Here is a 12,921-nt window from a genome sequence, read left to right as displayed (position 1 = left end):
GCACTGCCATATCCCTACGGACATACTCAACATCTAGGGAGAACTAGCTGTGGACAAGTTAATCATCTTAAAGTTAGGGGAGGGAAACTTTGAACAAGGGTTTACCGTAACTCTACAGATTGGCGATGAAAATGTCCGCCCGACTGTGGAAATCACAGGTGAGCTACCCCCCAACCCGGAAATTCTTCGCGATTATCACCGTTGGCAATCTATTTATCGGAATTTAAGGCTGCCATCTCGTCCAATTGGTTTAGCTAAAGAACTTAACCAAGCTGCCAGCCTCGAATACTGTCAGCAGGTGAGTGAGGAATTTAAAGTCAGTTTTAATGCTTGGCTTGCTTCCGATTCCTTTCGTTCCATCCGCGAGAAATTGTTAGAAAAACTCATGCTTGCGGATAATATTCGGATGCTTTTACAAACCAAAGACCTGCGATTACAGAAATTTCCCTGGCATCTTTGGGATTTGCTAGAACGCTATCCCCAAGCGGAAATCGCCCTGAGCGCTCCTGCCTACGAACAAGTCAACCTTAACCGCATAGCAACTACATCCGACAAAGTAAAAATCTTAGCGATTTTGGGTAACAGTCAAGGTATTGATACCAAAGCAGACCAAGCGCTGCTTAATTTGTTACCCAATACAGATATAACTTTTTTAGTTGAACCACAATGCCTTGACCTGACCGACCAGCTATGGGAGCAGAATTGGCAGATTCTATTTTTCGCCGGACATAGTTCTACCCAGGAAACGAATCAAACCGGAAAAATCTATATCAATCAAACAGAAAGTCTCACAATTAGCCAGTTAAAGTATGCCTTGAAAAAGGCAGTAGAACGAGGTCTAAAACTAGCGATTTTTAATTCCTGTGATGGCTTGGGGTTGGCCTGGGAGTTTGCAGATTTACATATTCCTCAAATTATCGTGATGCGAGAGCCTGTACCCGATCGCGTGGCGCAACAGTTTTTAAAGTATTTTTTAGAAGCCTTTGCGCGGGGAGGCTCGTTGTATTTAGCCGTCAGGGAAGCACGAGAAAGGTTACAGGGACTAGAAAACCAATTTCCCTGTGCGACATGGTTACCTGTCATCTTTCAAAATCCGGCTGAGACGCCGTTGAATTGGCGGGAATTGTTTAGAAATCCACCCAATCTTCCTGCATCTTTGTCTCAAACCACGCCTGTTAGAAGAACCACAAATCGGCTTGGCTTCTCATTAATATTACTAACGAGCATGGTAGTAACTGGAATATTAATCGGGGTAAGGTATTTGGGCGTGCTGCAAACATTAGAGTTAAGTGCATTTGACCAACTGGTACGCTTGCGCCCTGCTGAAAAACCAGACTCACGCCTACTGGTTATCACTGTAACTGAAGAAGATGTGCAAGCGCAAAAACCGGAAAAACCTCAAGGTTCGCTGTCAGACAAATCACTTGCCCTACTGTTAGAAAAATTAGAGGCATATCAACCTCAAGTTATTGGTTTGGATATATACCGAGATTATCCAGTGGGTAAGGATTATCCAGCATTGGCAAAAAGGATGCGAAAAAGCGATCGCTTTGTCGGGGTGTGTCAACTCAGCGATTATCAAGCCGGAAAACCAGGTGTAAAACCACCCCCAGAAGTTTCTTCACATAATCTCGGTTTTAGCGATATTGCCATCGATTCAGATAATGTTGTGCGTCGCCAGCTGTTAGCGTTAACTCCTGCACCCTCATCTCCTTGTACTGCGCCCTATGCCTTGAATGTTCAACTGGCGCTGCGTTACCTGTATACAAAAGGAATTCGGTTGCAATTTACCCCTGATGGCGCATGGCAATTAGGGAAGGTGACATTTAAACCAATAGAAACTCATACCGGAGGTTATCAAGGAGTTGATGCTTTTGGACACCAAATTTTCTTAAATTATCGTTCTTCTCCTTCACCAGAAGCGATCGCACCAAGTATGACCTTACAACAAGTGTTAAGGGGTAAGCTAAATGCCAATGCAGTCAAAGGCAAAATAGTCATTATTGGCACAACAGCAGAAACTTTTGGTGATTACTGGTTAACTCCCTACATCACTCCTCAAGGAAAATTACACGCAATACCAGGAGTATTTTTACAAGCCCAGATGGTCAGTCAACTGCTCAGGGCTGCTTTGGACGGACAACCTCTGTTGTGGACTTGGCCGCTTTGGGGTGAGGTAATTTGGGTTTGGGGTTGGTCTTTTTTAGGCGGTTTATTTACTGCTTATCTGCACCGATTCATTTACTTAAGCTTGGCAGGAGGAATAGCCATTATTAGTTTATACGTTAGCTGTTTTATATTTTTAATTGTATATAGTTGTTGGGTTCCGCTAATTCCTGCTATGTTGGCTTTAGTAGTAAATAGTTTAATATCTACAACTTACTTAAACATGAAATTTAAAAATTAATAATAACGCCAATTGTAAGAGGATGTTTGGAAAGCTATATTTGTTACCCAAAGTATCTAATACCCCCCCTAACCCCAGGGCTGTTTCATCCGAAATTTTAGGGATTTTGTCAAGAGTATGAGTCAGAAATTTGCTTGAGTGGGAAAAATAAAAACTACCACCTCAACCAGCAAATTTAAGTGCATTCACCATTTTCTTGCCCAATCAGATTCTTTAGTCACCTGGTTTTTTTGCTTGAAACGCTTGTAAATCAGCGCCTTTTAGGGAATGAAACAGCCCTGCTTTATAAGAGGGGTTGGGGGGGTAATATCAGAATTTAATATGTTATACAACCCTTTTCAAACATTCTCTAAGCATGAAAATCGCCGTTTAGCAAGCAAGTGTTAGGAGGTTTTATGAAAAGCTATTGGCAAATGCAATTAATCGCGGCAGTGGGAATGACTTTGTGGGGAATTATCGGCTATTCTCCAATGATTTGGATGACACCAGTTGCGGCGGTCACTCCTCAGAAATTTTCGCCTCCTCCGCCTCCTCCAGACAGGGGTGCAGCAGGCGATCGCGGCGGGGCTGCAAGTCGCGGTTGTGGTGTTGGAAATCAGTCTGTAGTTGCACTTGTACCTATATACAAACAGACATTAAATCAAGGGCAAACAGAAGCTATTTCTGTTACTAAAGTTTGGGGTTTGACGAATGAGGAATATCCAAGTTTTTGGTTTTTTGTCCCCTATCAAAAATCTCTAATTGATTCCATTGAGTTTGTTGTCAAAGATGAGTCAGGTAAATCAAGTCAAACTCTTTACCGAACAATGGTAACAATACCAGAAGTACCAGGAATTGTTAGCATTCCCTTAAATGCAAATGCTTCCCCATTGCAAGTAGACAAGATGTATCACTGGTTTTTTAAGATAAAAATCATTTGCAATCCCCAACAACCTCCAGAACGAGAGTATGTGGAAGGATGGGTGCAACGAGTCAATCCAAATCCTCAATTAGTAGATAGCTTGAAGCAAGCAACTCCTCAGCAACGGGTAAACCTTTATGCCGAGAATGGTATTTGGTACGATGCTTTGACTACTTTGGCTGAATTACGTCTTAGCAAACCTGAAGATCCAACTCTAGCGGTGGAGTGGATGAATTTGCTTAAATCCATAGATTTAGAGAATTTCGCTAAACAACCTCTAGTAAAATGTTGCCAAGCTAATGCAAAGTAGCAGACCAAGGCCTAGCCAATATTTCTGTTCAAGTGAAAGTCCCACACCGAGCAAATATCCCGCCCAGAACTAAAGTTCTGGGCTGATAGCTAAAGTCCTCTAAAAGAGGACTAAACAAGAAATTTAGTTTAGTCCTCGTACTCATTTGCTATTTCGGCGTACTCATTTGTTATTTCGGCGAACGCAAAAGCTATTTCGGCGTATTTTAGCCAATAGGCGCTACTTCTTCATATTCCGCTTCATTTGTTCTAACTCATCCTGAGTTTCCCAGCTACGGAACTTCTCTTCTAAGTCATCAAAACCACTAGAAAAACTGCTAGTTTGATTTGACCAGCCAATGGTTTCCGAACGCTGCTGAGTTTGCGCTTTCGCACGGGCTGTTTGTGCTTCGGTGGCTTTAGCTTGCACTTCCTGTCGCCGTTGCTGAATTTTTTTCAGTAATTCCTGAGATTGGTTAATGCGTTCTTTCAGCCCTTGCATATGTCCCCAGCGCTGATTTCCTTCGCGCAACAGAGCTGCTTCTCGCTCACCTGCTGCTGCCGCCAAATCCTCTCTATTGGCGTTTTTGGCTTTTTGAATACGGATATGCCAACGCTGAATTTCTTGCGCGGTGGAGAGAATTTCTTCTTGCGATCGCTTCTCTTGTAATTTTAAATCTGCGATTAGCCTTAATGTGTCTTCTTCTTGCTCACGCAGCTGTTCTAGCAGCGCCTCTAACTCCAAATGTGGATTGTTACGCAAGAATTCTTCTAAACGGTTTTCTAGAAACCGACTCAAATCATCAAATAAGCCCACTGCTAGAACTCCAGAGATCGGGTGCGTGACTATTTTATTGTAGTAGTCTGGTGGACTTCTGGGTGTTAGTTAGATTTGAAAGTTGGGAAGAATGTATTTGGTGAAACTACGCAAATAACTTTAACTTACAACATAAGGCTTTAATCAGTATGAGTTCTGACTTTCAACCACCACCTAAGAGCTTATCCATACTAGCTACTGTAGGAGGAGTCGTTACCGCTGCGATCGCGATCGCACTTTTAAATGGTTGGTCTAAGCAACTTTCCAATACTTCTATAAAAAAAGCTGAAATATCAACATCCCCAATTGCTTTACAACCAGAGAAACCCCAACCCCCTGTCTTTGGTGTCAAAGATGCTGAAACAGTTGCCAGCCTTGATGCTCAATCCGTAGTTTTGCCAGGTCAACCCATTCCTAAGAATCAATTAACAGTAGCCATAATTCCATACGTTGCTCCTGGAGTTGGAAAACTGACCCCAGAAGAAATGACAACGGCACGTATTGCTTGGTCATACTTCCAACGCAACTGGAACGATGAAACCGGCTTGATCAATTCTGTTGATGGCTTTGCCTCCATAAGTATGTGGGATCAGACAGCAGCGATCGCCGCTTTAGTCAGTGCTAGAGAACTCAACATCGTGCCTGCGGCTGAATTTGAAGCCAAAATGAGCAAAATGTTGAATACACTGGCGTCAATGCCTTTATATAAAGGAGAACTACCCAACAAAGTTTACAATGCGAAAACTCTCGTACCTGTTAATTATGGTCAACTAGATAAACAGGAAGAAATTGGCTGGTCAGCCATCGATTTAGGAAGAATGGCAATCTGGCTGAAGATTGTCGAGGCAAAGTATCCAGAAATGCGACTAGAAACAGCAGCAGTTTGGAAACACTGGCAAGTCAAGCGTCTGACCGCAAACGGTCAAATGTTTGGTACTGCTGTCATCAAAGGCAAAGAACAATACAATCAAGAAGGTCGCTTGGGCTATGAGAATTATGCTGCTTATGGTTTGAAGCTTTGGGGTTTGAATGTTAATAAAGCTTTAGATTATCAGTCCAATACTGCCTTTGTCGATCTTTATGGACAAGGAATTCCTTACGACAAACGGGACTATAAAAACTCTGGAGCCAATAATTACGTTCTTAGCGAACCCTATATCTTAGATGGTATTGAAACTGGGTTTCAAGCTTTGCCTAAAGCTTATGCCGATCGGATTTTAGCTGCCCAAGCCGCGCGTTATGAAGCGACAAAACAATTAACCGCCGTCACCGAAGACAACTTAGATCGCGCGCCATACTTTGTTTACAGCAGCTTATTTGTCAACGGACAACCTTGGGCAACCATCGCGGATACCAGAGAACAGCACAACAATTTGCGATTCCTCAGTGCCAAAGCTGCGCTCGGCTGGCATGTGCTTTATAACACTGCTTATACTAGTCAGTTATTTGATTTCGTTCAAGGCAATCTGAAGTCTCAAGAAGGCTGGTACAACGGCTTTTATGAGTCTATGCGTCAGCCGAATAAAACTCTCACCGCTAACAATAATGGTGTAATTATGGAAAGCTTACTGTATAAGCAAGTTGGGCAGCCACTTACTGTTTGGGCAGGAGTCAGGAGCCATAAGTCAACCGAGAAGACTATAAAAAGACCGTAATACCATTTTGGATTTTAGATTTTAGACTTCGGCTCCTTTCGACTTCGCGGTAGTTGAATCTCGACTTCGCTCGATTACCGCGCAGTCGAAACTCAAGGCAAGTCGCTCAGTCGAACAATTTTGGATTGTGAAACATCCATTGGATAAATGTTTCAGTTTTCCATCTGTCGCAATCATTTTTCACGCTGGTGTCAGAATTCAGAATTGGTGAATACTCTACCCATAAAGGGATAGAGTTTTAAGGCGAGAATATTTTAATTTTTTTCGCCCACAAGGGGCAAGGTTTTAAACCAATATTCATTACCCAGTCGTACAGAATTCAATTCTGTTAGCGGATAGCTAAGGTTTAGCTCATTCTGACTCCTGAGTTCTGAATTCTTCTTAGGGACTTCCAGAAAATAAATTATCTAATTTACTCAGATCGTATTTTTCTTTCTCCCCCTGCCCCCTGCTCCCTGCTCCCTGCCCCCCTGCCTACACCAAGATCGGATATTTTTTTAGTTGGAAGTCCCTTATAAATCGCATAAAAAAACCCCTAGCATTTCTACTAGGGGTGAGAAATAATACCATTTCACTTGATGTTTGTCTGAGATGACCCTGTTTATGCCTCTGCTCTACGCAAGAGGCTGGACTGTTTCTCAAATATTACAGTAAAAAGCGATCGGGTATAAAATTAGCCAACATTTGCCAAGAGCAATTCTCGTTTTTCTGATTTTCGTACTCTCACTTGAGAGTCATCATCAACATCAATCAGGGCTGTGTCTCCATCTGTAATTTCACCAGACAGCATTGCTTCGGCGAGAGAATCTTCTAAGAGGCGCATAATTGCCCGACGTAATGGCCTAGCACCGTAGCTGGGGTTATAACCTTCTTGTACCACAAGCTCTTTGAAGCGATCGCTAACTTCTAGGATAATTCCCTTTTCTGTCAAGCGGCTAGCAACATCGCGAAGCATAATTTCGGCGATTTGCTTAACTTCATCTTTGGAAAGCTGGGTGAAGACGATAATCTCATCAAGACGGTTAAGGAACTCAGGACGGAAGTAAGCTTTCAATTCTTCATTGACCAAGGTGCGAATCCGGTTATAACTAGCGTCGGCTTGAGTGTCGAAGTCAAAGCCTAAGCCACTACCGCCTTTTTCAATCACCTTAGAACCGATGTTAGAAGTCAAAATGATCAGCGTATTCTTGAAGTCCACTTTCCGACCTTTGGCATCGGTAAGATGACCGTCATCCAATAGTTGCAGGAGCATATTGAATACATCGGGGTGTGCTTTTTCGATTTCGTCGAATAGCAGCACTGTGTATGGTTTTCGCCGCACGGCTTCTGTAAGTTGTCCGCCTTCGTCGTATCCGACATAACCGGGAGGCGAACCAATGAGCTTGGCGACGGTGTGACTTTCCATGTATTCGGACATATCTAGCCGAATCATCGAGTCTTCCGCACCGAAGAAGTAGGCAGCTAGTGCCTTCGCCAACTCTGTTTTACCAACGCCAGTGGGGCCAGAGAAGATAAAGCTCGCAATCGGACGATTGGGATTTTTCAAACCAACGCGGGCGCGACGGATACCGCGAGCTACAGCCGTGACTGCTTGCTCTTGTCCGATAAGTCGCTGATGCAGAGTGTCTTCTAGATGTAAAAGCAACTCTGACTCAGATTCAGTGAGTTTATTAACTGGTACGCCAGTCCAAGAGGCAACGATTTGGGCGATGTCTTCTTCGTCAACTACAGTTGAGTTGACAGGTTGCTCGTTTTGTGTAAAGGTTGCTTGCAGTTGTTCTGCGAGTTTTAACTCTTGGTCGCGCAGTTGTGTAGCTTTGTCAAAATCTTGGACTCTGACTGCTGCTTCTTTTTCTTTGGTGACACCAGCGAGTTCGCGCTTGAGTTCTTTATTGGGAGAACTTTGGGAGTTCCGCAAACGAACGCGAGAACCAGCTTCATCAATCAAGTCTATTGCCTTATCTGGCAAGAAGCGATCGCTAATATAGCGGTCTGATAATTCTGCGGCGGCTACAAGTGCTGAATCCAAAATTGTGACTTTGTGGTGCTGTTCGTAAGCACCGCGCAAGCCGTAGAGAATTTGTACGGTTTCCTCTACCGATGGTTCTCCAACCTGAATCGGTTGGAAACGACGCTCTAGGGCGGCATCGCGCTCAATATGCTTCCGATACTCATCGAGGGTAGTTGCGCCGATGCACTGGAGTTCACCTCGTGCTAAGGCAGGTTTGAGGATGTTGGCTGCATCCAAGCCACCTTCTGTACCACCAGCGCCAACCAAGGTGTGAATTTCGTCAATCACCAAGATGATATTGCCGACAGTGCGGACTTCTTCCACAACTTTTTTGATGCGTTCTTCAAAATCGCCACGGAAGCGAGTTCCAGCTACCAATGACCCCATATCGAGGCTGATAACTTGCTTGTCTTGCAAACTTTCGGGAACATCTTGGTTGATAATCCGGTGAGCTAGACCTTCGGCGATCGCAGTTTTACCAACTCCTGGTTCTCCAATCAACACCGGGTTATTCTTGGTGCGGCGACCGAGAATTTGGATCGCCCGCTCAATTTCTTTCTGGCGACCAACTACAGGGTCGAGTTTGCCTTCTTGGGCTAATTTGGTCAAATTTCTGCCAAACTCTTCCATTGTTAGCGGTTGGGTGCGCTTTTGACTACCACTACCAGCAAAAGCTGGTGCATTATCACCCAAACGGCGAACTATCGCACTGCGGACACTTTTAAAGTCTACCCCTAGATTTTGCAGTACTTTGGCGGCAACACCTTCACCCGCCTCGGTTAATCCTAAGAGTAAGTGTTCAGTGTTAATGTAATTCTGTCCCAAACTATGAGCTTCTTTAAACGATTGCTCGAAGAGGCTTTTTACTTTAGGAGTAAAAGGAATTTCTGGTGGTACAAAGCCAGAACCCCTACCAATAATTTTTTCTACCTCGCGACGTGCATCTTTGAGGGTAACGCCTAATTCGGCCAGCACTTTAGCAGCAACCCCAGTTCCTTCTCCCATTAAACCCAGGAGAATTTGTTCAGTTCCTACAAAATTGTGTCCCAGGCGACGTGCTTCCTCCTGAGCTAGCATAATTACTCTAATGGCTTCGGAAGTGAAGTGTTCAAACATAATGGGTTCTTGCTTCCTCGCTGCTTGGACTTTGGGTGAGATAAAATTCACCCTCATCTAAAGTTTTTTGTATTTTCTTAAGGACTAATGTAACTTTATTTAAAGTTAAGTGGCAGTGGTGAGAGCCGTAAGACATCAGGTGTACTTGCCGTCTAATGTAAGTTGGGAGTAATGAGTTAAGAGTTAGGAGTGATGATTAAGTAAGGAGTTATCAATTTTACAATTCCCTTTTGCGTGCAGAAGATTATTTTCTTTTGGCTTTTCTGCTCCTCTGCTCTCGGCTAAACTTAAAAACCAAGACTCATCACTCTTGACTTATAACTCTTAACTCCTAACTCCTAACTTGTAACTCAGGACTGACAATGACTGAAGCAACAGCCGGTAAAGACCAACAACATCCACTTTATAACCGCGATCGCCCCCTTATTGATATTTTACTCGCTCAACAGGCAACAGACTATAACTTAGCAGAATTGGCTAGGCTGCGAATGCGCTATCAAGGGTTTCCAGGGGCGAGAGACATTCAAAAAGACCTAGATAAAGTCTTGCAACAGTGGGGTTTGACCGAAGCCGAGCTTTTTGAGAAAACTCGTCAAATTCATGATTTGGGTGGAATTTACAAAAGCCGTGGCAAGAAAGAGGAACAGGATTGGAATTAGTTATGGGGCAGTGGGCGTTAGGAGTGCTGAGTAATGAGTAATGAGTAATGAGTAATGAGTAATGAGTAATGAGTAATGAGTTAGAGTTATTCTCCCCCTGCCCCCTGCCCCCTGCTCCCTGCTCCCTGCTCCCTGCTCCCTGCTCCCTGCTCCCTGCTCCTTGTCCCCTTGTCTCCCTTGCCTCCCCTGCTCCCCTGCCTTCAAAGCGATGGAATATTTTTGTAATTGGAAGTCTCTAAGAATTTGTCCTGGCAAAAGTATTACATTTCTGAGGATCGCCCGTTTGGATACCTTGTTTAAACCAACGAACCCTTTGGGCGGAACTACCATGTGTAAAAGATTCTGGCACAGCATAACCTTTAGCTTGTTTTTGCAAGCGGTCATCCCCAATACTGCTAGCTGCATTCAATGCTTCTTCAATATCACCTGTTTCCAGAATTTGCCGTGAGCGTTGAGCATGATTTGCCCAAACGCCTGCAAAACAGTCTGCTTGTAATTCTAATCGCACAGAAAGCTGATTTGCTTGTGTCTGACTCGCTTGGTTCTGCAATCCTCTAACTTGCTGCGAAATCCCCAGTAAATTTTGGACATGATGCCCAATTTCATGAGCAATCACGTATGCTTGAGCAAAATCTCCAGGTGCTTGATATTTAGTCTTTAAATCGCGGTAAAAACTCAAGTCAATATACACTTTTCGATCGCGCGGACAATAAAACGGCCCAACTGCTGAACGTGCAAATCCACAAGCAGACTCTACCGCTCCTGAGTAAAGAACTAACTTTGGTTCTACATAACTTTTTCCATCTTGCCGAAACAAGTCACTCCATGTATCTTCTGTATCAGCCAGTACAACAGATACAAAATCCGCCATTCGATCTTGAGTTTGAGATCCTGTTGTTTGAGGTGACTCAGCGATCGGGCTATCACTTGGTGGGGAATCTTCTTGCCAAAGGGCACTAGGATCGCCACCCAATAGTAAAACCAGTAGCGATATGAGTGCTACTCCTACGCCCCCACCCACAACAGGAGCGGAAATCTTCATCCCACGCCGATCTTCAACATTTGTACTCCGACGACCTATTTGCCAACGCATAATTACTGCTTACCAAACTCATAAAAAAATACAGCTTGAATTAGGTAGGATGAAATCTACACAAGCCTTTTAGCTATACAAACAAATATTACTTTTTGTATATATCGATCTCTTCTGCCTACGGACAAACTCTAAATAAAGGACACTCAGCCTTTAGGAAGGTTTTGTTAAATAGGTTGCCCATCAAATCATACAAAATTCCCGGACTCCTTATAGAGAACACCACAGTCAGGATGGAAGCGAAATTTCAAAGACGTAAGTTGCATTCCACGACCAAGCTGTGAGAATTTAAAATATCAACACAAGGGAATCTAGTTATGTCTGCGTTGGACATACATATGTAGTTGAGGCTATCCTGTGTCACTCAATACAGTTCGGTTAAAGGTGAAAGGGTAAAGGGGAAAGGTTTTGAATACATCTTTTCCCCAATACCTTCAAACCCATTCCCCAGACCACACTCGATTGTGAAAAATGCTTATCCGAACCGTATGCCGTGTCACTCACTAATAATAATTCCGCATCAGTTAGAGGTTTTCCATCTTGGTGTATTCATTTTTTGACTTGCACCGTTGAGGGTGTTATTGCCTACCTCATAAGCGAGGAATATATTTTATTACTAAGGATAGTTTTGAGTTAAACCAACTCGTATTTAAGATAACAACTACTGAAGAATCAACTTTGTCAGTGATTAATCTTTCCCCTGCGACCAAGGAGTAATTATGGTTTTAAGTCAATATCAACGTGCTGTAGGCATATTTACTCATCGGATAGATGCAGAGCGGGCGATACATGAGTTGAGAGCTTCTGGCTTGGCAATGGAGAAAGTATCTATACTTGTACAAAATTCAGCTCGCAATCATGAGATTGCCGCTAATGAAGTGAAAGAGGACACTGGTGATAAAGCTGACGAAGGTGCAACAGTAGGAGGACTTTCAGGGGGTGCTGTTGGTGGGTTAACTGGTTTATTAGTGGGTCTTGGGACTTTAGCAATCCCTGGAATTGGCCCAATAATGCTGGCTGGGGCGGCAGCAACTGCTTTGGTTACAACCCTTGTTGGTGCAAGTATTGGTGCTGCCACTGGGACTTTTGCTGGTGCATTAGTTGGTTGGGGAATGTCATCAGAGCAAGCTAGAGCATATAACGAGCGAGTAGAAGAGGGACACTATTTAATAATCGTGGATTGTACATCTTTTGAAATTGCTAAAGTACAAGAAATACTACAGCGTTGGGGTATTGAAGAGTTTGGTATTTACGAGCATCTCAACAGTGAATATGAAACTACAAATTCTCTGACCACAACGACTTCTACTACTGCAATTCCTAATAAAAGTGGGATGATGTCTAAGTATAGTGTTAGTTGCTTTAATAGCATAGATAATGCTGAAGCAGCAATTAAGGATATGTGTATCGCAGGTTTTTCAGTAAACCAGATTTCCTTAATTTGCAAAGACTTTTCTCAATTGGTTGTGCCAACAGGCATTAATTTAAGTGAACGCTTTGACGCTATGAGGTTAGGAATAGCAGATGAGTGGGCACGCTTTTATAATGAGCAAATAGAACAAGGCAATTACATACTTATCGTTAGTGGCACAGAGCGCGAGCAAGATATAGCTAGGTCTATTCTGGGCAATTATGGGGTTCAAGAGTCTCAAGTTTATGACCCAATGTTAATTCGCTCTTAGAAGCGGCTGCTGTCATGAAAGAAAGCAAACTTATTTAAGTTTTGGAAGAAGCAGAACTCAGAATTTAGAATTCAGGAGTAAAACACAATACAGTCCAGAATGAGCAACAAAACCCAGATGTAGAGACGCGATTTATCATCCAGATGTAGAGACGCGATTTATCGCGTCTTGAAAGACCAATTATCTACACCAATAACCTTTAACCCAAGCATATTGGAGTAAAATACGCTTTATATCTGGGTAACAAATTTAGCTTGTGTATCTCACTTTCCTTGAAATCTGCTGTATCAAT

At 43.3% G+C, this 12,921-nt stretch carries 8 protein-coding genes; 5 read left to right on the top strand and 3 right to left on the bottom strand.

What is annotated here, in order from left to right; translation table 11 throughout:
• The first annotated feature begins 49 nt into the window (after positions 1-49).
• Entirely contained in the window at positions 50-2,407 is a 2,358-nt protein-coding gene (locus tag NSTC731_RS02160) for a CHASE2 domain-containing protein (protein ID WP_445629419.1), read from the top strand.
• A gap of 395 nt (positions 2,408-2,802) precedes the next feature.
• On the top strand, positions 2,803-3,618 hold the full coding sequence (locus NSTC731_RS02155; protein WP_445629418.1) for a DUF928 domain-containing protein: 816 nt from the start codon (positions 2,803-2,805) through the stop codon (positions 3,616-3,618).
• Positions 3,619-3,837: 219 nt separating this feature from the next.
• Here NSTC731_RS02155 and NSTC731_RS02150 read toward each other — a convergent pair whose 3' ends face one another.
• On the bottom strand, positions 3,838-4,413 hold the full coding sequence (locus NSTC731_RS02150; protein ID WP_445629417.1) for a TIGR04376 family protein: 576 nt from the start codon (positions 4,411-4,413) through the stop codon (positions 3,838-3,840).
• Positions 4,414-4,562: 149 nt separating this feature from the next.
• Here NSTC731_RS02150 and NSTC731_RS02145 point away from each other — a divergent pair, with 149 nt between their 5' ends.
• Positions 4,563-6,068 (top strand): DUF3131 domain-containing protein, encoded by a 1,506-nt coding sequence (locus NSTC731_RS02145; RefSeq protein WP_445629416.1) that lies wholly within the window; start codon positions 4,563-4,565, stop codon positions 6,066-6,068.
• Positions 6,069-6,741: 673 nt separating this feature from the next.
• Here the strand turns inward: NSTC731_RS02145 and NSTC731_RS02140 are convergent.
• A complete protein-coding gene (locus NSTC731_RS02140) occupies positions 6,742-9,195 on the bottom strand; it encodes an ATP-dependent Clp protease ATP-binding subunit (protein WP_445632257.1) in 2,454 nt (817 codons plus the stop codon).
• Between the two features lie 362 nt (positions 9,196-9,557).
• Here NSTC731_RS02140 and NSTC731_RS02135 point away from each other — a divergent pair, with 362 nt between their 5' ends.
• Positions 9,558-9,854: a DUF3288 family protein gene (locus tag NSTC731_RS02135; RefSeq protein WP_445629415.1), complete on the top strand. Its 297-nt coding sequence runs from the start codon at positions 9,558-9,560 to the stop codon at positions 9,852-9,854.
• A 235-nt stretch (positions 9,855-10,089) separates the two neighbouring features.
• Here the strand turns inward: NSTC731_RS02135 and ypfJ are convergent, their stop codons facing one another.
• Positions 10,090-10,947, bottom strand: a complete 858-nt coding sequence (ypfJ, locus tag NSTC731_RS02130; protein ID WP_445629414.1) for a KPN_02809 family neutral zinc metallopeptidase — start codon at positions 10,945-10,947, stop codon at positions 10,090-10,092.
• Positions 10,948-11,666: 719 nt separating this feature from the next.
• On the opposite strand from ypfJ, the gene NSTC731_RS02125 reads away from it, so the two are divergent.
• A complete protein-coding gene (locus NSTC731_RS02125; protein ID WP_445629413.1) occupies positions 11,667-12,629 on the top strand; it encodes a hypothetical protein in 963 nt (320 codons plus the stop codon).
• The last annotated feature ends 292 nt before the right edge of the window (positions 12,630-12,921 follow it).

This window comes from Nostoc sp. DSM 114167 (assembly GCF_052692655.1).
The sequence above is the reverse complement of the archived record's forward strand: the minus strand, read 5'-3'. Positions and strand labels throughout refer to the sequence as shown.